Here is a 25,047-nt window from a genome sequence, read left to right as displayed (position 1 = left end):
TATTTACGTTTTTCGAGTGTTCTGAAAAATGATAACTTGGTTATTTATTGCCTGCTGGTTTGTATGTTGTTTTTAGCCTTTTTTCATAAGGAGTATTTTTGTCAGGATGCTTTTCCTTCCGGGATACTATCTTCTTCGCACTGGTTCGTTACGAGAGTTGATGATGGTAATGGAAAGTTTAATATGTTATTTAGAACGTGTGTTTTGAGTATTGTTGGTTGTCACATTTTTGTACTAATTTAGGTATTATTATTGTTACTTAAGGAAGTCAATTATTTACGTTTGATAAAACAATCCATCTCAGATATATTTGAAAGAAATACACTATTTTAAGTCAGTACGATAACTCTCCATAACATTAAACAACAAATTATTCTCCTCCATCAAGTAATACACCCTGCCCGGTGATGCACTTAATATTCTCTCAGAATAAGTTCCTTTCACAACTGAATTATATCATGACAGTGTTTTCAGTATCGCATCATTCTTAATCATCTCTCGTTACTCGTCATTCAGTAAACGCGGGTACATATTTTTTGAACTGAGCATTTGAGTCATTACAATTTGATATATCTCTCTTATCCAGTGTTAACCACAGGAGAGAAATAACATGACTTATCGAATTAATGAGACTTATACCCTTAACGATGAATTGTTTCATGATCTGACGGATCATATGGAACGTATGCGCGACCGTTACTCTGACATTATTCCTCTACGTATGGATTTCGCTTATAAGACGACCAGTCGCCGTTATGCTGATCGTTATCGGGATCGCTGGGATATGGACATGTACCGGCTGGCAGAAAGAGTTATGAGTGCGGGTGTTGTTATTGGTTATGTGTGGGTGATGGAGTTCACTTATCGGCATGGCCTGCACTTTCACGCCATGTTTTATCTTGATGGACAACGTAAGCGGAACTGTTACTGCTCTGCGCGGGTGATTGCTGAAGAGTGGCGAAGCATTACGGATGGTGAGGGGATATTTGAGAACTGCCAGAAGAAGGTTTACCACAAAGTTAACGGTGCCAGATGCCTGCACCACTCAGACAGTGAAGGCTATCAGGACCTGGCGTTTATTCTTAGCTATCTGGCTAAGCAAGAGCAAAAAGAAGACTGTGAAGACCCTGTATTCTGGCTGAGTGAGATAAAGCTCAGAGGATGGGGAGGAAGGCCCCGAATCAGAAGTATCGGTTAAAAATTACGTCAGTGCGTCATTGTTTGAAGAAGTCTGCGTTCACCATACCTGACTTCTTCTCCCTTACCACCAACGGAGAACAAACGATGACCACACCCACCAGCCTGCTTAACGATAAGTTTGTCGATATGGCGTTTATCACCCAGCTCACGGGCTTGACGGATAAATGGTTCTACAAATTGATACAAGACGGTGAATTTCCTAAACCCATTAAGCTGGGCAGAAGCTCTCGCTGGCTTGAAAGCGAAGTGGAAGCCTGGCTACAGCAACGCATTGCAAAGTCCCGCCAGTGAGTGATTAAACGCAACCACATCTCCCACCTGATTTAATCGTATGACCTGCACTGCTGCCCTTTCTGGGATGGTTTAGCCCTGCGCGTAATCCAGCAAAGGACCAATACTATGTACGCAAAATCGTTTATTGCTCTCGATGGCAATCGACGTCTCACTGGTTCGACCACTGCACAGCTTTCCCCTTACGATCACTACTCCTGTCACCTCTGCGGCAGCGCTCTGATATTCCATCCGGAATGGGGTTCCAACCGTCCGTGGTTTGAACACACATGGGAAGATCTGACGGAAACCGGGCGGGGCAGGCCGATGGCCCATCCCAACTGGACTTTACAGCGTGAGGCAAGCCCGGCGGCAACGATGTTTTTCGCCACATAGCGAGCAGCGTAGGCTGCGGAACGATCAACCTTCGACGGGTCTTTACCGGAAAACGCGCCGCCGCCGTGGCAGGCTGCACCGCCGTAGGTATCGACAATAATTTTACGGCCCGTTAGGCCGCAGTCGCCCACCGGCCCGCCAATCACAAAACTGCCTGCCGGATTCACCAGAAAGCGGGTTTGCGGCGTAAGCCAACGTGAAGGTAGAGTGGGTAATGTCATAAAGGATGGCGTTGATGCCACTGCCTGTGGGCATGTCGCAGCGGAGAAGATGCATCACACTGAGGCCAATGCGCAGAAAGTGCATCAGGTGAACAAGTGCCCGAGCGGATGATGGCCTGCTACGCGGTATGCGCGGCAGCAGCAAGGCAGCTGGATCAATCATCTGATTGGTCCAGTGCGTTTCATCGCCTTTAAATACGCCGTTCACGCTCCGGTGGATATCACGCTGACAACAAAGGAGATCGCTATGCGTAAAGCCCGTTTTACTGAGCATCAGATCATTGCTGTAATTAAATCGGTTGAAGCCGGACGAACCGTTAAAGATGTCTGCCGGGAGGCCGGTATCTCTGAAGCCACCTACTACATCTATGGACTACCTCCGTTTTGCAAGTACTGAATCTGGTTTTGAGTTGTTGCTTACATCTATCCGGCATCAGGAAAATCTGTGCCCAAATGGGTAATCCGCACACAATCGCCTCGACAACTGAACGGTCTCTGAGGCCAATATAATAGTCAGGTTCCGATTGTGCAGGTGCAACCTGTCACCATTTCTCAGTACGCTGCAACTTTTGCTGGTAGGGGATTAATTTCACACTACCTGATACTCGGTCTCATTTCTCAGCATCGACCAGATTATTCTCGCGTTTTTGTTAGCGACCGCCACGGTCGTTTTATTAAATCCGCGCCGTTCCTTTAACTGGTTAACCCACTGATTCATATGACTATCATTGTTATTCGTGGCAACCCTGACGACAGAGCGGGCACCATGAATAAAAAGTGTTCGCAGATGCTTGTCGCCTTTTTTCGTCATATTCATCAGCACCTGCCTGTCGCCACTCGAATGCTGGCGTGGAACCAGACCCAGCCATGCAGCAAAGTGGCGGCCATTCTTAAATTCAGTTCCTTTGCCAGTAGCAGCAACAACGGCCGTGGCCGTTTTAGGGCCAATGCCTTTAACTTTGGCGATACGCTGACAAGCTTCTGATTGCCTGAATACTGTTTCAATTTCCTTATCAAAAAAATGGATCCGACGCTCGAGATCGTTAAAGAGATCATAGAGTTCGGCAATCGTCCTGCGCATTCTAACGCTAAGACCATTTTCAGCATCTTCAAGGATAAGCGGAACAGCACGACGAACTCTTGAGACTGCCGCGCCGATTGTTATTCCCCGATCAAGCAGCAGTCCCCGGATTTGACAGACTGTCGCAGTACGATGATTGACAATACGCTGTCTTGCACGGTGCAGAGCCTGAATATCCTGCTGTTCAGGGCTTTTCGGTGGAACAAACTGCATCGTAGGTTGCATCAGAGCCACAGCTATCGCCTGCGCATCGTTACCGTCATTTTTTTGCCCACGGACAAAAGGTTTTACATATTGGGGGCTGATGACTTTTACGTTATGACCCAGTTTTTCAAACTCACGCTGCTAGTAAAATGCCCCGGTGGACGCTTCGATCCCAATCAGACATGCAGGAATATTTGCCACCGCCTGAAGTAATTCTTTTCGACCAGTACGCTTTGAATAAACTGACTTACCCATGCCATTGTGATTTTAAACATCATTAAAATTATAGCCATTGGCGCATTGTAATTATAACCTCTAAAGATCAATGGATTACTTTGTTTCATGTTGTGTTTGACAAAAGTCAACATGTCTTTGATTGGAATTGCTGATTGTTTTTTTGTTTATTAATAGGTGCTAATCCATGAAACAGTCTCAATCAAGTTGTAAAAGAATGTATATTTAATCCCGAAATAGCATTCTTTGACGCCGACAGCATCGACGAATTCTTTTATAGAATCCGTTCCTGACGCTTTAAATATTGCGGCTTCCGGTCAGTCGAAGTTTCTATTAACAGTCGTACAAGTTGGCATCGCATATCGCTTCTGATTTTTGTGCGAATTAACTGTTTGCTCATTGATACTTAATTCACTCTGACAAGGAAATGGCAATGAAAAAGGTTCTTCTCTCTGCTGCAATAGCGACTGCGTTTTTTGGTATGGCTGCGGCAAATGCTGCTGATACCAATGTAGGCGGCGGTCAGGTTAATTTCTTCGGTAAAGTTACCGATGTCTCTTGTACTGTTTCCGTAAACGGCCAGGGCAGCAATGCTGACGTTTATCTGGCTCCGGTGACTTTAACGGAAGTTAAAGCGGCTGCTGCAGATACCTACCTGAAACCAAAATCGTTCACTATCGACGTTTCTGACTGCCAGGCTGCTGATAAAACTGCACAGGATGATGTGAGCAAACTGGGTGTGAACTGGACCGGTGGTAACCTGCTGGCTGGCGCAACCAGCAAACAACAGGGCTACCTGGCGAACACCGAAGCAGCTGGCGCGCAGGATATCCAGCTGGTTCTGTCCACCGACACCGACACCGCACTGACCAATAAAATCATCCCGAACGGCAGCTCCGCGCAACCTAAAGCCAAAGTTGATACGAATGCCGTAGCAAATGGCGCTCGCTTCACTTACTACGTTGGTTATGTAACCAGCAAACCGGAAACTGTTACCGCCGGTGTGGTTAATAGCTACGCGACTTACGAAATTACCTACCAGTAATATCGACTGAGAGATAAAGCCGCCTCGCGCCGGGGCGGCATAAAACAATAATAAAGCGGCCGCTGCTGCCGCTTATTTTTTATTCTGAGGTCAGCATGAAGCGTATTGCCCTTTTTTTCTGTTTCATTTTTAGTTTTGTGGCCCATGCCAATAATATTATTGTTAACGGCACCCGCTTTATTTATCCAGGAAATGAAAAAGAAATAACGGTGCAGCTCTCCAACACCGCCGACCGTCCGGCGCTGGCGCAAGCCTGGCTGGATAACGGTAATGCTGACGCAACGCCGGATACTATTACGACTCCATTTATTATTACCCCACCTATTTCCCGCGTAGACGCGAAAAGCGGCCAGACCCTGCGTATTAAGCTCGGCAGTAATGCGGGACTCGCTAAAGATAAAGAGACGCTCTGGTGGCTAAACCTTCTGGAAATACCGCCGGTTGAAGCCAGTCAGAAAAACGAAGGGCAGAATATTCTGCAACTGGCGATCCGTTCGCGCTTTAAATTTATCTATCGTCCCAATGGATTAGGCAACCGCGATGCGGCGGCAGAAAAATTAGTCCTTTCTGCAAACGGCAACAATTTGTCCGTCAGTAATCCGACGCCATTTTATGTCACCGTCAGCCGTATCTCCCGCGACGGCGGCAAAGCGCTGAACAGCAAAACGGTGATGTTTGCCCCGCAGTCCAGCCAGACCATCGCCCTTTCTTCCGCAGTGAGCAAAGGCGAGACCCTGACCGTTAACAACATTAATGACTATGGCGCAGATGTCGCAGTGAAAGTTGCCGTCAAATAAGGGAAACGATCATGAAGCAGAGGTCAATCTGCCCGGGAAGATTAAGCACGGCCATTGCGGTTGCGCTGTGCTGCTTTCCGCCATTTTCCAGCGGAGAGGAAAACCCGGGAACGGTCTATCAGTTTAACGATGGGTTTATCGTCGGCAGTCGCGAAAAGGTCGATCTGTCGCGCTTTTCTACCAGCGCTATCAGCGAGGGCGTCTATTCACTTGATGTGTATACCAACGGCGAATGGAAAGGGCGCTACGACCTGAAAATCACCGCCGGTAAAGATGGCAAAATGGGCGTCTGCTATACCAAAGCGATGCTGATGCAATACGGGATCTCGCCTGAAAAATTCAACCCGCAGCTCAGCGAGAAAGAGGGCTTCTGCGGACGCCTGCAAGAGTGGCGCAACGAAGAAAATGTTAAAGACACTCTGATCCAGTCCTCCCTGCGACTGGATATATCCGTACCACAAATCTACGAAGATCAGCGTCTTAAAAACTTTGTCAGCCCGGAGTTCTGGGATAAAGGCGTTGCGGCGCTGAATTTAGGCTGGATGGCAAACGCCTGGAACAGCCACAGCTCGTCGTCCAACGGTTCTGATAACAGCAGTGCTTATCTGGGTATTAACGCGGGCCTGTCGTGGGACGGCTGGCTGCTCAGGCATATCGGTAACCTGAACTGGCAGCAGCAGCAGGGAAAAGCCCACTGGAACAGCAACCAAACTTACCTGCAGCGGCCCATTCCGCAGATTAACTCGATAGTCAGCGGCGGGCAGATTTTTACCAACGGCGAATTCTTCGACACCATTGGCCTGCGCGGGGTAAACCTGGCGACCGATGACAATATGTTCCCGGACGGCATGCGCTCCTACGCCCCGGAAATTCGTGGCGTAGCGCAAAGCAACGCCCTGGTAACGGTTCGTCAGGGCAGCAATATTATCTATCAGACCACGGTGCCGCCGGGGCCGTTTACCCTGCAGGATGTTTACCTTTCCGGCTACGGTAGCGACCTGGAAGTTTCGGTTAAAGAAGCCGATGGTACAGTTGAAGTGTTTAGCGTGCCTTACGCCTCGGTGGCGCAATTACTGCGTCCAGGGATGACCCGCTATGCGCTCTCTGCCGGTAAAGTCGACGACAGTTCGCTGCGTAATAAGCCGATGCTCTACCAGGGAACCTGGCAGCACGGTTTAAATAACCTGTTTACCGGCTATACCGGCGTCACTGGTTTTGATGACTACCAGGCGTTCCTGCTGGGAACCGGGATGAACACCGGCATCGGCGCGCTGTCATTCGACGTTACTCATTCACGGTTGAAGAGCGATACCCTTGACGAGCATGGTCAAAGCTATCGCGCCACCTTTAACCGCATGTTTACCGAAACCCAGACCAGTATCGTGCTGGCGGCGTATCGTTACTCCACCAAAGGCTATTACAATCTGAACGACGCGCTGTATGCGGTTGATCAGGAAAAAAACCACAACAGTAATTACACCGTCTGGCGGCAAAAAAACGGTATGACCTTTACCGTTAACCAAAATCTGCCGGACGGCTGGGGCGGTTTTTATCTGAGCGGCCGGGTGGCGGATTACTGGAACCGTTCCGGAACCGAGAAGCAGTACCAGTTTAGTTACAACAATATGTACGGCCGGCTCTCGTGGTCAGTGAGCGCTCAGCGTGTCTATACCCCGGATAGTTCTGGCCACCGTCGCGACGATCGGGTTTCGCTCAACTTCAGCTACCCGCTGTGGTTCGGTGAAAACCGTACCGCTAACCTGACGTCAAATACCTCGTTTAATAATTCACGCTTCGCTAGTTCACAAATTGGCGTCAACGGTTCGCTGGATAGCGAAAACAACCTCAACTACGGCGTGTCGACAACCACGTCTACCGGTGGTCAGCATGATGTGGCGCTGAACGGCAGCTACCGTACTCCGTGGACCACGCTGAACGGCAGCTATAGCCAAGGCGAAGGATATCGCCAGAGCGGTATCGGTGCCAGCGGAACGCTGATTGCCCATCGCCACGGCGTGGTGTTCTCGCCGGAAACCGGCACTACCATGGCGTTGATCGAAGCGAAAGACGCCGCTGGCGCGATGTTGCCCGGCTCGCCGGGAACCCGTATTGACAGCAATGGCTACGCCATCCTGCCGTATCTGCGGCCTTACCGGATTAACTCCGTTGAAATTGACCCGAAGGGCAGCAACGACGATGTCGCCTTTGATCGTACCGTGGCGCAGGTGGTGCCGTGGGAAGGCAGCGTGGTTAAGGTTTCCTTCGATACCACGGTGCAGAACAACATCACGGTACAGGCGCGCCAGACTAACGGCCTACCGTTACCGTTTGCCGCCACGATATTCGACCCGTCCGGGAAAGAGATAGGCGTGGTGGGCCAGGGCAGCATGATGTTTATCAGCGATGCCAGCGTGCCGAAGGCGACGGTTAAGTGGAGCGGCGGACAGTGTTCGGTGGATTTAAGTCAGGCAAAAACAAAGGAAACGCTATGTCGCTAAGTAAAAAACTGACGCTTTTTATTGGCTTAATGGCGCTGGGGACAACGTCGGCATGGGCTGCCTGTACGCGCGGCCCCGCACCAACCGTGCAATTGGATATGGCAATGGGCAGGGTGGTTGTAAACCCCGACTTACCCGTAGGAGCGGTCATTGCCACACAAAACTGGACCATGCCCGCAGGTTCCAGCATTAACTATCGATGCACCGGTACCACCGTTTTTAAAGCTAGCATTGTGGCTTCAGGCGTCACCGACCTGGGAAATAAAGTTTATTCTACCAATGTGCCGGGTATTGGTATGCGTTTTAGCCGCGGCGGTTCAACGGTCAATATTATCTATCCGGGGTCGTTTACGACAGGAGGCGGTAATTTTTCGCTTGAAGGGTCGCGTTTTACGCTGGAAATCATAAAGACCGCAGCGGTAACCGGCAGCGGCACCCTGGCGGCGGGTAAATATACCTCTTATGACTGGGAGAACGGTAATAACCCGATCCTGGTGACGCTCCTGAGCGCCAATGCGATAACCGTGGTTTCACCCTCGTGTACCATCCTGAGCGGCAAAAATATGAACGTTGATGTCGGTACCATCAAGCGCAGCGATCTCAACGGCGTGGGAACCACCGCCGGGGGTAAGGATTTTAATATTGAGCTACAGTGCAGCGGCGGGTTAAGCGAGTCGGGGTACGCCAATATTCAGACTTCTTTCTCCGGCACGTTGGCGACGGGGACGGCCTTGACTCGCGGGGCGTTGCTGAACGAAAAAGCAGGAACCTCGCTGGCGAAAGGCATTGGTATTCAGGTTTTGAGAGAAGGCACGCCGCTGGAATTTAACAAAAAATACAGCATCGGGAGCTTGCGCACGCAGGAAACCCGCTTTATCACCCTGCCTCTCCATGCGCGCTTCTATCAATATGCGCCGACTACCAGTACCGGTGAAGTGGAGTCGCACATGATCTTTAACCTGACGTACGATTAATGCGGGAGGCGGGTATGAGTGATTCAGCAAAGTATAAAAATAGCACACGACTCATTCAGTTGGCCTTGATGAGCGGGACGCTTATTGCCTCCTCGGCGTGGGGATTCGAGACGAATTACGATCGTGGGCGGGTTGATTTTGCCGGACGAGTGACCGACATCTCCTGTAGCGTGGCGCTTAACGGCGGCAATAATGCAGGGAGTGGAAGCGTCTGGCTGGCGCCGGTCAGCCTGGCAGAAGTACACGATCGCGGGGCGGGGGCATTTATGAAACCACAGCCTTTCACGCTGGAACTCTCAAACTGCCAGCTTCGCCATGATGGCGGCGCGGCGGATAAAGATGAAGTTCGGATGGTGAGCGTACGCTGGATTGATGGGTTTATGGTCAATTCCGTCAGTAATGAAAACGCCGGTTATCTGGCTAATACGCGCGCGGACGGGGCCAGCCATATTTTCCTGGCCCTGTCGACTAACGACAATAATACGCTGGACAAGAGCAATAAAATTGTCCCGGCTGACCCGCAGCAAAACCGGGTGCCTCTGGTCGAAAAGGCGGTGGATGGCGGGATATTTACTTATTACATTGGCTACGTTACGCCAGCGCCGGAAAAAGCGACCAGCGGTCCGTTGACCAGCTGGGCGACCTGGGAGTTAGTTTATAATTGAGTGATTGATTGACTTTATTGCGCGAATGTTAATATTGATGCCGGAATGCTCCGGCATTTTTTTAAACCTTGATATCTTCTTTGACCAGTTGTTCAATACTGACTTCCTTCCAGTAGTGTCCCTGAATAGCAAACCATTCCATGCCCTGTAACCATTTCTTGTGCGCTTCACTTTCTACGCCTTCAATAATCACATTATGGTGGTTACGGGAAAGAAAGGTGATCAGCGCGTCCATCAATGGTCGGCCAGAATCTTTTTGCATTAAATGCCAGAAGAAGTCTTTATCGATTTTGACATAATCAAAATGGTAGCCTCGAATCGCGCTAATACCCGCATTACCTGAGCCAAAATCATCGAGCCAGAGCGTCGTACTTTGCGGATCGCTCCAGGTTGCAAGAGCATTGTTCAATAATTTATTCGAGTTTTCTGTTACCTCAAAGTGAACGCAGCCAATGTGATCAACGAGGTTTTTAATCTCTGGTCTTAGCAATATGTTGAGTATATGGTCATCAATATTGATTGTTGCAGAGATGCCGTTTTTATTAAACCACTGTTTATGTTTTTCAATAAGCGCCAGCTGCTCCATGAATATGCTCTCGCGCAATCCCGTATTGGCATAGCGGAAGAAGTTTTCTGGAGAGATAGACAGGCTATCGAAACGACTCAGGCACTCTACGGCGACGAGCGTATTTTTTGGGGAAAACATCTTTTGAAAGACATAACGAACGGATATATCGCTACGTGATAAATTATGATTGGAAAACAGAGTCGCGTTCATTATCTCTCGTCAAAAATCAGGTCGGAGGTAAAGAGAAGATAACTTTATTATAGGTGAGGTTTATGTCGATGGGAATGATTATTAAAGGCAGATTACCAATGAATTATCGGCTTTTGATTGGTCACCCACATATTTTTGGCTTTAGCACCGATACATATTGACTATCCTTTTATTCATTATCCGTGAGTTATTCATCCCCAGTTTCTTCATAATATGTACTTTATGGCTGTGTACCGTTTTGTGATCAATATCGAGGAGTAATGCGATTCTTTTATTGTTGTTACAGGCAATGATTAGCTCCAGAACCTGAAGTTCCCTGGCGGTTAGCTTACGCCGGGTACATAATCCCTGACAGCCATCGGCGGTCAAAGGTCTGTTGATGATGGCTGAGAAATCTGATAAAGAAGATTTTTCAGTCAAAATCAATAAATGATCGATATCAAGCAGCTCCCTGAACAGTCTGGAGAGGTCACTTTTTACAATTAAAACCAGCAAAGCACAGTGCGTAAGACGCTTGCGCAGGGTGTTAAGCAATGCGACCGTTGTGGCTGCAGAGATATCCTTATGGATAGTGTTGACAATAATGGTAGTGGTTGATGGCGCGCTGGTCCCCTTAACAATATCCTGGAAGTTAAGAGTGGTGATGTTTTTTTTGTTATCAATCATATAATCATGGATCGAGTGTCCGATGATATTGTCGTCAGTATAAAGTAATGTGTTTTTCAATGTGTTAAATTTTCCTGTTGACTATCGTTATCATAAAAAATGTCTTGTGTGCTATTGAATTAATAGTGTTTTAGGTTAAAGTGGTTGTTTTTTATTGAAATTGTATTTCATCAGGTAAATTAAACTAGGGTTCGCCTGTTTTTTATTTTTCTATCAATTATCAATTTGACAATTATTTTTTCTATCTCCTCTTTTTTTTGTTCACTTTCGTAATAAAACATGCAAGATACTCTGAAGCTTGTTGTATCACATTGTTTGTGATTATTTTTCTCGGATATATGCTTTATCTTTAAATTAACAAGGATTTGTCCGTACTCCCCAAGATTTAACTCTGAATTTTCAAGTTTATTTCCATTCCTAATAAAACTATGCAAAGGTTCCAGGGATATAAACGAGCAACCACCTTCAGATATATCATTCAAGTGATATTTATAAATAGTGCCACTTCTGTATCTTCCAGAGCAATAAAACTGGCTTTCGTACCTAACGTTAATTCTTGGTGATGTCCTTCGTTGTAGTATTGATAATGATTCAGGGATAATGAAGCATAGAAGATTGTTTGAATTGTTTTTGGCAGTGATTCGATTGTTGGTTGTGAATTCTATTTTTCCTAATGGGCTGTGGATGATAAAATAAAAAATGCTCTCTTTAGGAAGGCCAGGATGAGAGGTGGATGGTTTTATATAGAAAAAATTTCCTTCTATTTTTTTTAGTGTCGACTGGTGTTTTATATTATTACAATAGAAGTACAATTTAGATTGAATCCTGAGTTCATCTCTCAGAATTGCAATGATTTCATATCTGGAATTTTTAGAAACTCCTTCAGACATATTGACTCCCTAATCCAAAAATAGCCAGAATTTTAATTTATTATCCCATGTTTGAATCGTATTTTTCTTAAAAAAAACGCCATTACAGCCTATTGTTTAATGTAAAAAAATAGGGTAAATCTATTGATTGATGGTTGACACTGTCGAACTTTCTTTATTGGTATTTGGAATGAATAATCTTTTAATATGTAAGCGTTCAGCGAGCGCCGTATTGACGGCTATTTATTGGTGAGATCTACGTTCCAGGGCAGAAGTTCAGCCACTTTGTTCGACGGCCACTCCGGCAGTACACTCAGGATGTAGCGAAGGTAGGTTTCCGGATCGATACCATTGAGCCGACATGTTCCGATCAGCCCATATAGCAGGGCTCCACGTTCACCACCATGATCGCTGCCGAAGAAGATATAGTTCTTTTTACCCAGACATACTGCCCGTAACGCCCGCTGCGCTGCATTGTTATCAGGTTCTGCAAGGCCGTCATCGCAGTAGTAGCACAGCGCATCCCACTGGTTCAGGGCATAAACGAACGCCTCGCCCAGCCGGGATTTTTTTGACAGTGTCGTGCTTTTTTCCACCAACCAGTCATGCAGCGATGTCAGCAGCGGCTTACTTCGGGACCGCCTGGCTGCCAGCCGCTGAGATGCCGTGAGGCCGCGTATTTCTTCTTCTATCGCGTACAGCTCACCGATACGTTTCAGGGCCTCTTCTGCTGTCGCTGTTTGCGTGCTTATTTATATAGACGTCATGGATTTTTCTGCGCGCGTGGGCCCAGCATGCGGCTTCTGTCAGCGGCCCTCCTTCACGTTCCGGACTGAACAACCGATCATAACCTGCGAAGGCGTCCGCCTGCAGCACACCATGATAGTGGCGAAGATGCTGCTGAGGATGTTTCCCCTGCCTGTCTGGCGAGAAGGCGAACCACGCCGCTGGCGGATCTGACGAGCCAGCGCTCCGGTCATCGCGAACATACGTCCAGAACCGCCCGGTTTTCGTCTTCTTTCTGCCCGATGCCAGCACCGGAACAGGTGTGTCGTCAGTGTGTAGTTTGCGGCAGTCCATCACGTAGTGGTAAAGGGCTTCATCCAGCGGGGCCATTAACCGGCAGCAGGCATCCACCCAGTTGGAGAGCAGCGCCCGGCTGAGATCCACACCCTGACGGACCAGGATTTCAGTCTGGCGATACAGTGGCGTATGTTCACAGTACTTGCTCGTTAACACGCGGGCCAGCAGACCCGGTCCGGCGATACCCCGGTCGATGGGACGTGATGGCGCAGGGGCTTCAACGATACAGTCGCATCTGACGCAGGCTTTTTTCACTCTGACCGTGCGGATCACTTTCAGGGCGTTGAAGACCAGTACAATCTGCCAATGGAAACCCGGGACATATCCTTGTTCATTATTCAGGGAGCATGGGTTGCCATCTATAGTCTTCTGTTCACCGTTATAGGCTCTCTCCCGTTTGGCTTTTATTTCCTGGGTCCAGGGATGAGAAGGGTTAGCAGGACTCTAATTTCATAACGTCTTAGCCGAGCCTTTCAAAGGCTTTCACCTGTATGTGCCAGTACTGTTTGCGCTGGCACTGTCAAATGGCAACACATTGCCAGCCCCCTTTTTCATGAAACGACGCACGTTCTGCGCGTATTGTAATAGTGGCTAAAAATAGTTGATCGGATGCGCCATTTAAGTCAAATTTCACTTTAGTTTGTCCCGTCGTGCTACATCAATCTAAAGGATATTTAATCCTAAGTTATTACATTGAAGGATTGAATGTCCGTTTATGGCACGTAGCGGACCGCTTGAAGAGGCGTGTGGTCTGCTAAGAGCTGTGAGTTCACTGTTTGACAAAGACATGACTAAAATCGTGGCTTGTTAAATAACAGGGAACAAATAAAGGGATATATTCAATTGTTATCAATCCATTTTTTAAAATATTATATCGAATATCACCTTTTCTTGATTTTTTTGTTGTTCATTATTACAGTTGAATCGAGGGGGAGGGGGTAAAAACTTATATTTATCATTGAGATAAAATTTTATGAAATTGCTATCCTACCTCAGATTACTGGGCTGACCTAATCTATAGATCAGGTTCTCTTTATACTTTATGTTAGCGAAATACTAAGATGCTTCTTAGTGACGACCTCTTGACGGTAGAGGACGCGTGCATAGATTTTACAATCACTGCCTTTCGCCCCCTAACCTAATCCGCGAATGATGCATCCTGAACTTGCGCGCCAGTTCTTATACTCGTCGTCAGAGCAATCAAATTGCTGATGCTTTCTGCCTGTTCAAGGCATCTCCTGTCGTCAGCAATACTGTGCATATTTGATTGATTTCCTCTTAAGGAGAATTAGTTTCATGGGTATTAAAGCGCAGGTGAGTATCGCGCACAAGCTGGGGTTCACATCACACCAAAATGCAGTTCCGCTGTTACGTGAGCTTATCTTGCATAATGAGTCCGAAGAGACATTTCAGGATCTGACACTGCATCTGAGGACCGTGCCAGCTGTGCTCGAAGAAAAAAAATGGAATATCGATCGCCTGCTTCCCGGTACTTCACTTGATATCAGAGATCGGGATATCAAACTTAATGCTGAATGGCTAGCCGAACTGACTGAAAGCGTACTCTGCGAAGTCACGCTAAGTTTGCGCCAGGGTGAGGAAGAACTCTTCATTACCCATTACCCGCTTGAGGCACTGGCGAAAAATGAATGGGGCGGCAGTGCAATGATTGAATTGCTCCCTTCATTTATTATTCCTAATGATCCGGCTGTGGATCGTGTACTCAAGGCAACCTCTGATGTCCTTCGCCGTGCAGGCAAGGATGACGCTCTTAATGGTTATGAAAGCAAGTCGAGAACTCGTGTCTGGGAAATTGCCTCAGCTCTCTGGACTGCTGTTTGCAACCTCAATATCAGTTATGCCCTTCCCCCAGCCAGTTTTGAACGCAATGGCCAGAAAATTCGCACTCCAGGAGCCATTCTGGAAGGAAAAGTCGCGACCTGTCTGGATACAACATTATTATTTGCTTCAGCACTGGAACAGATTGGTCTGAATTCACTGCTAATGCTCAGTGAAGGTCATGCGTTTGCTGGTGTCTGGTTACAACCGCAGGAATTTTCGCAGCTAGTGACAGATGACGTCTCTGCGGTGCGCAAACGTGTCGACCTGAAAGAAATGGTCGTATTTGAGACAACTCTCGCGACCAGAGCTCACCCGCCTTCATTTACTCAGGCATCTGATGAAGCGTTAAAGCATCTTAACGAGGATGTTTTTCACGCAGCCATTGATTCCCGTCGCGCGCGTATGCAGAAAATTCGGCCACTGGCTCTGGGGGGCACTCGCCTTGAAGACCAGTCGGATGCCTGCGAGGTTATTTTGCATGGGTTTGAGGAAGCCCCCTATATCCCTGATGTTGATATTGATATCGAGACAACTGGCGAAAAAGAAGCCGGGGGGCGGCTGGTACAGTGGCAACGAAAACTTCTGGACTTAACCACCCGTAACCGCCTGTTACACCTGTCTGAAAGCGCTAAAGGCATTCGTTTGATCTGTGCGAATCCGGGCCATCTTGAAGATAAACTGGCTGAAGGCAAACGCATTCGCATTGTCCCGCTCCCTGATCTCGAAAGCGGCGGCCGCGATGCCGAACTTTATCAGCAGCTCACAAATGAGAACCTGCAGGAAGAATACGCTCAGATTGCGCTGGAACGCGGTGAAGTCGTCTCCTCAATGGAAAAATACCGCCTCGAGTCATCCCTGATCGACCTCTATCGAAAATCGAAAAGTGATCTCGAGGAAGGTGGTGCCAACACTCTTTTCCTCGCTGTTGGCTTCCTTAAATGGAAAAAATCTGCTGATGACCCCAAAAGTTACTCTGCTCCACTGATACTGCTGCCGATTCAACTTGACCGTAAAAGTGCACTTTCGGGCGTGACCATGCGTTTGCTGGAAGAAGAGCCCCGCTTCAACCTTACACTGCTTGAGCTGCTGCATAATGACTTTGCTCTGACAATCAACGGCCTCGATGGTGATCTACCCACCGATGAAAGTGGTGTTGATGTGGATGGTATCTGGAATATGGTACGGCGTGCTGTACGCGACATACCCGGTTTCGAAGTCACCCGCGATGTCGTGATTGGCACATTCTCTTTTGCCAAATATCTGATGTGGAAAGATCTCATCGACCGGGCACCTCAGCTGATGCAAAGTGCGCTGGTAAAGTATCTTATCGAACGCGGCCAGGAAAATGCCGTTCTGGATAAGAGCGGAGAAGTCATCAACGCTCATGAACTCGATGACAACATCAATACGCAGGATCTTTTCTTGCCGTTGCCTGCAGATTCCTCGCAAATCGCCGCTGTTGTAGCCTCTGCAAAAGGCAGGGATTTTGTTCTGGATGGCCCACCCGGTACCGGTAAGTCGCAAACCATAGCCAATATGATCGCGCATAACCTTGCGCTAGGCAGGCGCGTACTTTTTGTCGCTGAAAAGAAAGCGGCGCTGGATGTGGTCTATCGTAGGCTTGAGGCCCAGGGACTCGGTGAATTTTGTCTGGAACTGCACTCGAGCAAAACGTCCAAGATGGATTTTCTGAAACAGCTCGAGCGGGCATGGGATGCGCGTGATCTACTAACCACCGAGGAGTGGAAGGAAGAAGCGGCCAAGGTGCAGCACCTGCGTGACAAACTCAATGAGGTTGTCCGTTTGCTCCATCGGCGCTGGCCCAATGGCTTAACACTCCATCAGGCAATGGGCACAGTTATCAGGGATGCAAGTAGCGCCACGCCGCACTTTAGCTGGCCTGCATCGACTTTGCATTCTTCTGCAGAGATGACACAGTTCAGAGAGATAGTAAAACGTCTGGAGCTGAACCGTGATGCATGGAAACAGCACGGCGATCATTTTGAACTCATCGCGCAGGCTGACTGGACCAATGGATGGCAGTCCTCTCTCATTGCTGCAGCAAACTCATTGCCTGCAACCATCGATCACCTTGAAGACGCGACCGAGGCGTTACTGAAGGCGACGGGAGTTACTCTGCTCTCTACCGAGCCGGAGAGACTGTCGCAGTTAACTTCATTCTGTGAATTATTGTCGGAAGCTTACGGCATTGATCTGAGTTTCATGTTCGCACCGGATGCCGCAAGCCGTATAGAGTCAGCGAATAAAGCCGTTCACCTCCTGAAAGAGATTGAAGCGACAAAGGCTAATCTGTCAGTTACCTACCCTTGTAACAGTTGGCAGCACGTTAATGTCCCACAGATCAGAAACGCACTTGACGTCGCTGACAAAAAATTCTGGTTCTTTGCGACCAGTGCCCGCAAGAAAGTCATTGGTGAAGTTATCCGACAACACTCGCTAACGTCAGCCCCCGACTTATCCGTTGATCTCCCCATTGCTGAAACTCTGCAGACATTGCTGCAACGTCTGACCGAGCTTAACTCTGCTACTGTATCTCTGCCGGGATGGGTTGGACTGGATACCAACGTTGCACAGTTGCAGACCACCCTGCAACTTGCCGAATCTATCCGCAATTCGCTTGGTGGTTTCGCTTCTTCGCCACAGCAGTTGGCCGAGATCCGCACTGCGGTAAAAAACCTGATTGTTGATGCCAATGACCTTCTCGGTTCGCAGGGCGTTATCTCCGCACTAACCCGGAAACTGCGCACAGCGATCGCCGATTTCAATGATGCACAGGTTAGCTTCTGCAATCTGATAAAACCATCTGAGGATAAACCATCGCTCCCGGCACTGCGTGACTGCGCACTCAATATCCTGCAACATCAGTCCGCTCTTAAAGCCTGGAGTGACTGGAGCCGTGTGCGTGAGGAAGCGATTTCACATGGCCTGCAACCAGTGATCAACGCGCTGGTCCATCTTGACTCAGGAGACATCAGCGCGGCAGAGATTTTTGAAACTGCCTATTGCCGCTGGTTTGCATCGTGGATGATCGATTCAGAGCCGCTGCTGCACAATTTTGTGCCGGCTGAGCACATGAGTGATATTGAGGCTTACCGTACGCAAACCGATCGTCTGTCCAAACTGGCAGTACGCTACATCCGTGCCCGTTTATGTGGCGTCATTCCTGCAAAAAATGAGGTCAGCAAGCAGGGTGGTTTTGCTCTGCTTAAACATGAACTACAGAAATCCCGTCGTCATAAACCGGTACGTCAGATGGCAGCAGAAATGGGAGATGCCATGGCCAAACTTGCCCCCTGCATGCTTATGAGTCCGCTTTCAGTCGCCCAGTTCCTGCCCTCGGACCAGGACTTGTTTGACCTTGTGATTTTCGATGAAGCATCGCAGATTGCCCCGTGGGATGCTATCGGCACCATGGCGCGTGGCAAACAGGTGGTAATCGCTGGCGATCCCCGCCAAATGCCGCCTACCAGCTTTTTTAATCGTGCAGCCAATGACACTGACGATGATACTGAAGAAGATATGGAAAGCATTCTGGATGAGTGTCTTGCTGCCGGCCTGTATAACCACAGCCTGAGCTGGCATTACCGGAGCCGTCATGAAAGCCTGATTACCTTCTCCAACCATCGCTACTATGACAGTAGCCTGATTACGTTCCCCGCTTCGGAAACAAAGCAAAGTGCTGTCCAGTGGTGCAAGGTTGCAGGCGTCTACTCTAAAGGGAAAGGACGTCATAATCAGGCCGAGGCAGAAGCGATCGTCGCTGAAACGGTGAAGCGACTGACTGATAAAGAGTTCGTTGCATCAGGCAGATCGATAGGCATTATCACGCTGAATACCGAACAGCAAAAGCTAGTCAGCGATCTGCTGGACCGTGCCAGACAGCAACACCCTGAAATTGAACCCTTCTTCCAGTCTGAACTGGAAGAACCTGTTGTGGTTAAAAACCTCGAAACGGTTCAGGGGGATGAACGCGATTTGATCATACTCTGCATCGGGTACGGCCCGACTGAACCGGGCGCAAATACAATGTCGATGAATTTTGGACCGCTTAATCGCGAGGGAGGCTGGCGCCGACTGAATGTTGCCGTCACACGTGCGCGGCAGGAAATGATGGTCTTCAGCTCGTTCGATCCTTCCTTTATCGACCTTAATCGGACCAACGCCCGCGCGGTTGCTGACCTCAAACACTTTATTGAGTTTGCCCAGCGCGGCCCTGTAGCTCTTGCCCAGGCAGTACGTGGGTCTGTAGGCGGTTATGACTCACCGTTTGAAGAGGCAGTGGCAAATGGCCTGAGAAGAAAAGGCTGGCATGTTGTCCCGCAAATTGGCGTATCCCGTTTCCGTATTGATTTGGGGATCGTTCATCCGGATAAGCCTGGCGACTATCTTGTCGGTGTTGAATGTGACGGCGCCACTTACCATAGCGCAGCAACAGCACGCGATCGCGATAAAGTCCGGAGCTCCATCCTGCAGGGCCTGGGCTGGAAATTACTGCGCCTCTGGTCAACAGAATGGTGGATTGATAAAGAAGGCGCACTCGACAGGCTGGATGCAGCAATAAGTCGCCTGCTGGAGGACTCCAGAGCAGCGGAAGCCGCACTGATTGCTGAAGCAGAAAAACAAAAGCAGATTACGCCAGTCATCGCTCCCGTAACCAATGATGTCAGTGATGACATACTGGTTTCTGAAACTACACCTGTCGCTAATGATGCGGAAATATCCGCGTCAGTAACCCCTGTCATCCCGCTTACTGCCAAAGTAAGCGAAGATGATGGTAACACTGGGCTGAAGTATGCATCTTTAGCTTCTCAGAATAACGACAAGCCAGTGAATGTCGGTAAGTATGTCGTTAACGATCTTCAGGAATGGTGCGACAGGACAGATGCAGAACAATTCTATATCGCTGAATATGATGAGACACTTAAAACCCTCATTGAAGCGGTGGTGACAAGTGAATCACCAGTCCTGGATACAACGCTTGTGCAACGCATCGCACGTATACACGGCTTCACTCGCGCCGGCAGACTGATACGTGAACGCGTAATGGAAATTGTGGATCAACACTATCACCTTGCAACCGATCACTCAGGTGAAGACTTCGTCTGGCTGTCCGCAGCGCAACGTGCTGACTGGAATGTGTTTCGTTTGCCAGCCACGGATAACGACATTCGTCAGGTTGACGCGATCCCCAGTGAGGAATTACGCGCACTGGCGCTGAGTATTGAAGGTGACAATAAGATACAGGAAATGACCCGCTCGCTTGGCATTAAACGCCTGACTAGTCAGGCAAAAAAAAGGATTGAATCAGTACTTGATGTTGTTTGAAGGTCAACCGTGTGGAAAACCTCTTTTAGAGACTAACAGTCTGAAATATAGAGTCTTATTCGATCATCTTGAGACCGAATGTATTAGAGTCGATTTCTGACACCTCTTATCGTGGTTTTCTGCATCACCAACATCGACCAGTTGGGCGTAATCAAGGAGGACGTCTGGAAAACGAATCTATGGTCACTCCCGTTTTTGCAACACCGATTTTGACAATAAGTTGGTTTGCTTGAATCTATTCGGCATCAGAGTGGAATTTTTTTTCCACGCCTCGATGAGTTCCGCGCCTGATGAACCTCCAGAAATTATACGGCTTCATCGAGCCTTTCCGTTTTACAGGCCGGTGGGCCGTTTGTATCATCAATAATCAGTATTCGCAAAACCAGATAAGTGATTGTTTAAAAGTGTTATTCTCGTTATGTTTCGTAAGTTTGCTGTCGTGCCGTAAGTGCCAAGGCTATTCTAGCCAGCTTGTTTGCGAGAGCGCAGGTCACGACAAAGTTACTTTTCTTACACAGTAACTCCCTGACCCAATCGGCAGGCTTGCCAGTCTGCTGTATCCGGAGTCCGACAGCCGTCCTGGCGAACTGGGGGATCCTGACTGGGCTGAAATCCACATGGAGCTGCGTAAAAAAGGCGTCACCCGTCATCTGTTATGGGAGGAATACTGTCAGCGGGTACCTGTCAGGGCATACAGCTACTCACAGTTCTGCTACTGCTATCAGGCATGGTGCCAGTTGCAGAAGCGCTCCATGCGCCAGCAGCATATCGCCGGGGAAAAATGCTTTATCGACTACTGCGGGCCAACGATTACTGTCATCTCGCCGGAAACTGGCGAATGCCGCCAGGCACAGATCTTCGTAGCCGTTCTGGGGGCCTCAAATTATACCTTCGCTGAAGCCACCTGGACGCAGTCACTGCAGGACTGGCTTCTCAGCCATGTCAGGATGCTGGAGTTCTTTGGTGGAGTACCCGAAATACTGGTACCGGATAATCTGAAAAGCGCGGTAAACAAGGCCTGCCGTTACGATCCCGAGCTGAATCCATCCTACCAGCAACTGGCTGAGCATTATCAGGTTGCAGTGATACCCGCCCGTCCCCGAAAGCCCAGAGACAAACCCAAAGCGGAGGTAGGCGTGCAAATCGTCGAACGCTGGTTCCTGGCCCGGTTACGTCACCAGGTCTTCTTCTCGCTGTCGGAGCTGAACCACTGTATCCGTACGCTGGTTGCCAGCCTCAATGCGCACCCCTTCAAAAAGATTCCCGGCAATCGCAGGGAAGCCTTCGCAAGATTGGATCAGGCCGCGCTTCGCCCTCTGCCGGTACATCCATGGCGCTACCTGCATATTAAAAAAGCGAAAGTGAATATCGATTACCACGTTGAATCTGAGCAGCATTATTACTTTGTTCAGGTCAGCTTCCATCTGCGCGATACGGCGGGAGACCTTTTCGGAACGACTGCCGAAGTTCGTAAGCGTCGTCTCAGCACCGTCTGGCAGATCCTGAAATTCCTGAGAGGATAATGGACACCAAATATGGTGGACGCTATCCATGAAATCATTAACCGCAGTGCGTAAAAAAAGCCCTAATTATCCCGTTGAGTTCAAAATCAAAATGGTTGAACTCTCGCATCGACCAGAGATCTCCGTAGCGCAACTCGCTCGTGAGCATGGGATCAACGATAATTTGCTGTTCAAGTGGCGCCAGTACTGGCGCGAAGGAAAACTACGTCCTCCTTCAACAACAGAAAACAACGTGCCTGAGCTGCTCCCGATAACACTTGATGCCGAAGATGTTGTCCCTGCAACCTCCCCCCGGTCACAACCTGTAGCTGCTGCGGCACCTGAATCACTCAATATCAGCTGTGAAGTGACGTTCCGGCACGGATCACTCCGTCTGAATGGTGCCATCAGCGAAAATATCCTGAACCTGCTGATACGGGAGCTCAAACGTTGATCCCATTACCATCAGGGACAAAGATCTGGCTGGTCGCTGGCATCACCGATATGAGAAACGGCTTCAACGGCCTGGCGGCAAAGGTGCAGACGATGCTGAAAGACGATCCGATGTCAGGTCACGTTTTTATCTTCCGTGGGCGTAATGGCAGTCAGGTAAAGCTCCTCTGGTCTACCGGCGATGGACTGTGTCTGCTGACCAAACGGCTGGAGCGCGGCCGCTTCGCCTGGCCGTCAGCCCGGGATGGCAAAGTGTTCCTCACACCGGCACAGCTGGCGATGCTCCTTGAAGGTATCGACTGGCGGCAGCCTAAAAGACTGCTTACGTCACTGACTATGTTGTAGGCCTCTTTATCCTGGTCGACGCTGAATGAGCCTGGTAATATACCCGGTATGAACAGCTTACTTCCTGACGATATCGATGAACTGAAACGTCTCCTTGCCGAACAGGAGGCGCTGAACCGTGCCCTTCTGGAAAAGCTGAACGAGCGTGAACGCGAAATAGATCACCTGCAGGCGCAACTGGATAAGCTGCGCCGGATGAACTTCGGCAGCCGCTCCGAAAAAGTCTCCCGCCGTATCGCGAAGATGGAAGCCGACCTTAAGCAGTTGCAGAAAGAAAGCGATACCCTTACCGGCCGGGTGGATGACCCGGCCGTGCAGCGCCCGCTGCGGCAGACCCGTACCCGCAAACCGTTCCCTGAATCACTTCCCCGTGACGAAAAACGGCTGCTGCCGGCAGCGTCATGCTGCCCGGAATGTGGTGGTGCGCTGAGTTACCTGGGTGAAGATGCCGCCGAACAGCTGGAGCTGATGCGCAGCGCCTTCCGGGTTATCCGGACAGTACGTGAAAAGCATGCCTGTACTCAGTGCGATGCCATCGTGCAGGCCCCCGCGCCTTCACGGCCCATCGAGCGGGGTATCGCAGGACCGGGGCTGCTGGCCCGCGTGCTGAGTTCAAAGTATGCAGAGCACACCCCGCTGTACCGCCAGTCTGAAATATACGGCCGCCAGGGTGTGGAGCTGAGCCGCTCACTGCTGTCGGGCTGGGTGGATGCGTGTTGCCGGCTACTGTCACCGCTGGAAGGGGCGCTTCAGGACTATGTGCTGACTGACGGTAAGCTCCATGCTGATGACACGCCTGTCCCGGTGCTGTTGCCAGGTAATAAGAAAACGAAGACCGGGCGGTTGTGGACGTACGTTCGTGACGACCGTAACGCCGGGTCAGAGCTGGCGCCGGCAGTGTGGTTCGCTTACAGCCCGGACAGAAAAGGTATCCACCCGCAGAGCCATCTCGCTGGCTTCAGCGGTGTTCTGCAGGCGGATGCGTACGCCGGGTTCAACGAACTGTACCGCAATGGACAGATAACGGAAGCTGCCTGCTGGGCTCATGCCCGCCGCAAGATCCACGATGTGCACGTTCGCACCCCGTCAGCGCTGACGGAGGAAGCCCTGAAACGGATCGGTGAGTTATATGCCATCGAGGCGGAAATAAGGGGGATGCCGGCGAAGCGACGCCTTGCAGAACGTCAGCAAAAAGCTAAACCGCGGCTGAAATCCCTGGAAAGCTGGCTGCGTGAAAAGGTGAAAACGCTGTCGCGACACTCAGAACTGGCGAAAGCGTTCACGTACGTACTGAACCAGTGGCCGGCGCTGGCTTACTATACTGACGACGGCTGGGCCGAGGCAGATAACAACATAGCTGAGAATGCGCTACGGATGGTCAGCCTGGGCCGCAAAAACTACCTGTTCTTCGGTTCGGATCATGGAGGAGAGCGGGGAGCGCTGCTGTACAGCCTGATCGGGACATGCAAACTGAACGGAGTGGAGCCAGAAAGCTACCTTCGCCATGTGCTTGATGTTATAGCTGACTGGCCGATAAACCGGGTCAGCGAACTACTCCCCTGGCGCGTAGCACTGCCAACTGAATAACACATCCCCGTCAATACGGTTCTCGCTGCACGCTTACCGAAGTTCATCCGGCGGAGCTTGTCCAGTTGCGCCTGCAGATAGTCTATTTCGCGTTCACGGGAGGCCAGTTTTTCCAGCAGGGCCTGGTTCAGCGCTTCCTGTTCGGCAAGGCGCTGTTTCAGCTGAAGGATGTCGTCAGAAGAGGTGTCGTTCATAAGCCCGTATTTTACCAGGCTTATACAGCAACAACCAGGATAAAGAGGACTACAGCATGGTCAGGGATGTCAGCAGCCTTTTAGGCTGTCGCCAGTCGATGCCCTCGAGGAGCATCGCCAGTTGTGCCGGCGTCAGGAACACTTTGCCATCGCGGGCCGACGGCCAGGCGAAGCGGCCGCGCTCCAGCCGTTTGGTCAGCAGGCACAGCCCGTCGCCGGTTGACCACAGCAGTTTGACCTGACTGCCGCTAAGGCCCCGGAAGATGAATACGTGGCCGGACATCGGATCATCTTTGAGCGCTGTCTGCACCTTTGCGGTGAGGCCGTTGAAGCTATTACGCATATCGATGATACCGGCAAGCAGCCAGATTTTGGTCCCGGAAGGTAACGGGATCATCGCTTCAGTTCCTGTATCAGCAGAGTCAGAAGTTTTGCGCTGACAGAGCCATTGAGGCGGAGCGTCCCGTGCCGGAAGCTCACTTCACAGCTGATGCTGAGCTCTGAGTTCTCAGCGGGCTGTTCTGGCTGTACGGCGGTGGCATCGAGAGCCACAGGAAGTAGCTGAGGACGCTCTGAGGAAGGTAATAGCAGCTTTCCCTCTCGCCACTGCTGGTGCCATTTGAACAACAGATTAGCGTTAATGCCATTTTCAAGCGCCAGTTTTGAGATGGATATCCCGGGTTAGCAGGAGGCGGCAACGAGCTGCTGCTTAAACTCCGGAGAATAATTAGGGCAGCCTTTACGTCTGCCGGGAGTTACATTTTTCTGCATATCTGACACTTTGGTTCCCACTACTT

16 protein-coding genes and 10 pseudogenes are annotated in these 25,047 nt (G+C 49.8%); 15 read left to right on the top strand and 11 right to left on the bottom strand.

Going from position 1 to position 25,047, the window contains the following annotated elements; genetic code table 11:
* Nucleotides 1–610 precede the first annotated feature (610 nt).
* The 3 genes and pseudogenes from GPJ68_RS20870 to GPJ68_RS25275 form a co-directional block, all read left to right on the top strand.
* Nucleotides 611–1,198, top strand: a complete 588-nt coding sequence (locus tag GPJ68_RS20870; protein WP_052951283.1) for an inovirus-type Gp2 protein — start codon at nt 611–613, stop codon at nt 1,196–1,198.
* A gap of 86 nt (nt 1,199–1,284) precedes the next feature.
* The gene (locus GPJ68_RS20865; protein WP_047358716.1) at nt 1,285–1,491 is read left to right on the top strand and encodes an AlpA family transcriptional regulator; all 207 of its coding nucleotides are present in this window, start codon (nt 1,285–1,287) and stop codon (nt 1,489–1,491) included.
* 108 nt (nt 1,492–1,599) lie between these two features.
* Nucleotides 1,600–1,809, top strand: a pseudogene (locus GPJ68_RS25275) (hypothetical protein); the annotation flags it as partial.
* On the opposite strand, the pseudogene grpR reads toward GPJ68_RS25275, so the two are convergent.
* A pseudogene (gene grpR, locus GPJ68_RS20860) lies at nt 1,773–2,078 on the bottom strand (propanediol utilization system methionine adenosyltransferase GrpR); the annotation flags it as partial. The pseudogenes GPJ68_RS25275 and grpR overlap by 37 nt on opposite strands.
* Nucleotides 2,079–2,334: 256 nt before the next feature.
* Between grpR and GPJ68_RS20855 the strand changes: the two are divergent.
* A pseudogene (locus GPJ68_RS20855) lies at nt 2,335–2,451 on the top strand (transposase); the annotation flags it as partial.
* Between the two features lie 225 nt (nt 2,452–2,676).
* On the opposite strand, the pseudogene GPJ68_RS20850 reads toward GPJ68_RS20855, so the two are convergent.
* Nucleotides 2,677–3,633 (bottom strand): annotated as a pseudogene (locus GPJ68_RS20850) (IS110 family transposase); the annotation flags it as partial.
* A gap of 406 nt (nt 3,634–4,039) precedes the next feature.
* Here GPJ68_RS20850 and GPJ68_RS20845 point away from each other — a divergent pair.
* The 5 genes from GPJ68_RS20845 (at nt 4,040) to GPJ68_RS20825 (ending at nt 9,585) form a co-directional block, all read left to right on the top strand.
* Complete coding sequence (locus tag GPJ68_RS20845) at nt 4,040–4,651, top strand: fimbrial protein (RefSeq protein ID WP_047358718.1); 612 nt, start codon at nt 4,040–4,042, stop codon at nt 4,649–4,651.
* 95 nt (nt 4,652–4,746) lie between these two features.
* Nucleotides 4,747–5,448: a molecular chaperone gene (locus GPJ68_RS20840; protein WP_047358719.1), complete on the top strand. Its 702-nt coding sequence runs from the start codon at nt 4,747–4,749 to the stop codon at nt 5,446–5,448.
* Nucleotides 5,449–5,459: 11 nt separating this feature from the next.
* On the top strand, nt 5,460–7,946 hold the full coding sequence (locus GPJ68_RS20835; protein ID WP_180836965.1) for a fimbria/pilus outer membrane usher protein: 2,487 nt from the start codon (nt 5,460–5,462) through the stop codon (nt 7,944–7,946).
* Nucleotides 7,937–8,920 (top strand): fimbrial protein, encoded by a 984-nt coding sequence (locus tag GPJ68_RS20830; RefSeq protein ID WP_180836963.1) that lies wholly within the window; start codon nt 7,937–7,939, stop codon nt 8,918–8,920. Before GPJ68_RS20835 ends, GPJ68_RS20830 begins: the two co-directional genes overlap by 10 nt.
* Nucleotides 8,921–8,934: 14 nt before the next feature.
* A complete protein-coding gene (locus tag GPJ68_RS20825) occupies nt 8,935–9,585 on the top strand; it encodes a fimbrial protein (protein ID WP_048998670.1) in 651 nt (216 codons plus the stop codon).
* Nucleotides 9,586–9,646: 61 nt separating this feature from the next.
* Here GPJ68_RS20825 and GPJ68_RS20820 read toward each other — a convergent pair whose 3' ends face one another.
* The 4 genes and pseudogenes from GPJ68_RS20820 to GPJ68_RS20805 form a co-directional block, all read right to left on the bottom strand.
* A complete protein-coding gene (locus tag GPJ68_RS20820) occupies nt 9,647–10,363 on the bottom strand; it encodes an EAL domain-containing protein (RefSeq protein ID WP_048998665.1) in 717 nt (238 codons plus the stop codon).
* A gap of 141 nt (nt 10,364–10,504) precedes the next feature.
* On the bottom strand, nt 10,505–11,089 hold the full coding sequence (locus GPJ68_RS20815; RefSeq protein WP_048998666.1) for a LuxR C-terminal-related transcriptional regulator: 585 nt from the start codon (nt 11,087–11,089) through the stop codon (nt 10,505–10,507).
* 119 nt (nt 11,090–11,208) lie between these two features.
* Nucleotides 11,209–11,919 carry a flagellar brake protein gene (locus GPJ68_RS20810; RefSeq protein WP_129622261.1) on the bottom strand — a complete coding sequence of 237 codons (711 nt, stop codon included), beginning with the start codon at nt 11,917–11,919 and terminating at the stop codon, nt 11,209–11,211.
* 218 nt (nt 11,920–12,137) lie between these two features.
* A pseudogene (locus GPJ68_RS20805) lies at nt 12,138–13,284 on the bottom strand (IS66 family transposase); the annotation flags it as partial.
* On the opposite strand from GPJ68_RS20805, the pseudogene GPJ68_RS20800 reads away from it, so the two are divergent.
* A pseudogene (locus tag GPJ68_RS20800) lies at nt 13,255–13,437 on the top strand (DUF2534 family protein); the annotation flags it as partial. The pseudogenes GPJ68_RS20805 and GPJ68_RS20800 overlap by 30 nt on opposite strands.
* 840 nt (nt 13,438–14,277) lie before the next feature.
* On the top strand, nt 14,278–20,169 hold the full coding sequence (locus GPJ68_RS20795; RefSeq protein WP_047357848.1) for a DUF3320 domain-containing protein: 5,892 nt from the start codon (nt 14,278–14,280) through the stop codon (nt 20,167–20,169).
* 416 nt (nt 20,170–20,585) lie between these two features.
* On the opposite strand, the pseudogene GPJ68_RS20790 reads toward GPJ68_RS20795, so the two are convergent.
* A pseudogene (locus GPJ68_RS20790) lies at nt 20,586–20,723 on the bottom strand (IS110 family transposase); the annotation flags it as partial.
* 12 nt (nt 20,724–20,735) lie between these two features.
* Here GPJ68_RS20790 and istA point away from each other — a divergent pair.
* Nucleotides 20,736–21,578: pseudogene (gene istA / locus GPJ68_RS20785) on the top strand (IS21 family transposase); the annotation flags it as partial.
* On the opposite strand, the pseudogene GPJ68_RS25420 reads toward istA, so the two are convergent.
* Nucleotides 21,570–21,638: pseudogene (locus GPJ68_RS25420) on the bottom strand (hypothetical protein); the annotation flags it as partial. The pseudogenes istA and GPJ68_RS25420 overlap by 9 nt on opposite strands.
* An 82-nt stretch (nt 21,639–21,720) precedes the next feature.
* Between GPJ68_RS25420 and GPJ68_RS20780 the strand changes: the two are divergent.
* From GPJ68_RS20780 to GPJ68_RS20770, 3 genes are read left to right on the top strand one after another with little or no spacing between them, the layout of a single operon-like run.
* Complete coding sequence (locus GPJ68_RS20780; protein ID WP_003031976.1) at nt 21,721–22,125, top strand: transposase; 405 nt, start codon at nt 21,721–21,723, stop codon at nt 22,123–22,125.
* Entirely contained in the window at nt 22,122–22,469 is a 348-nt protein-coding gene (gene tnpB, locus GPJ68_RS20775; protein WP_021563201.1) for an IS66 family insertion sequence element accessory protein TnpB, read from the top strand. The genes GPJ68_RS20780 and tnpB (GPJ68_RS20775) overlap by 4 nt, the downstream gene beginning before the upstream one ends.
* 48 nt (nt 22,470–22,517) lie before the next feature.
* Nucleotides 22,518–24,056, top strand: coding sequence for an IS66-like element ISKpn24 family transposase (locus GPJ68_RS20770; RefSeq protein WP_004201219.1), 1,539 nt, complete (start codon nt 22,518–22,520; stop codon nt 24,054–24,056).
* Between the two features lie 20 nt (nt 24,057–24,076).
* On the opposite strand, the pseudogene GPJ68_RS20765 reads toward GPJ68_RS20770, so the two are convergent.
* The 3 genes and pseudogenes from GPJ68_RS20765 to GPJ68_RS25415 form a co-directional block, all read right to left on the bottom strand.
* Nucleotides 24,077–24,250: pseudogene (locus GPJ68_RS20765) on the bottom strand (IS66 family transposase); the annotation flags it as partial.
* A gap of 49 nt (nt 24,251–24,299) precedes the next feature.
* Nucleotides 24,300–24,647: an IS66 family insertion sequence element accessory protein TnpB gene (tnpB, locus tag GPJ68_RS20760; RefSeq protein ID WP_047357846.1), complete on the bottom strand. Its 348-nt coding sequence runs from the start codon at nt 24,645–24,647 to the stop codon at nt 24,300–24,302.
* The gene (locus GPJ68_RS25415) at nt 24,644–24,880 is read right to left on the bottom strand and encodes a hypothetical protein (protein ID WP_080978605.1); all 237 of its coding nucleotides are present in this window, start codon (nt 24,878–24,880) and stop codon (nt 24,644–24,646) included. The genes tnpB (GPJ68_RS20760) and GPJ68_RS25415 overlap by 4 nt, the downstream gene beginning before the upstream one ends.
* Between the last annotated feature and the right edge of the window lie 167 nt (nt 24,881–25,047).

The organism is Citrobacter sp. 172116965, assembly GCF_013458095.1.
GTDB lineage: Bacteria > Pseudomonadota > Gammaproteobacteria > Enterobacterales > Enterobacteriaceae > Citrobacter > Citrobacter braakii.
Note: the sequence above shows the minus strand (reverse complement) of the source record. Positions and strands in the feature narration are given on the sequence as shown.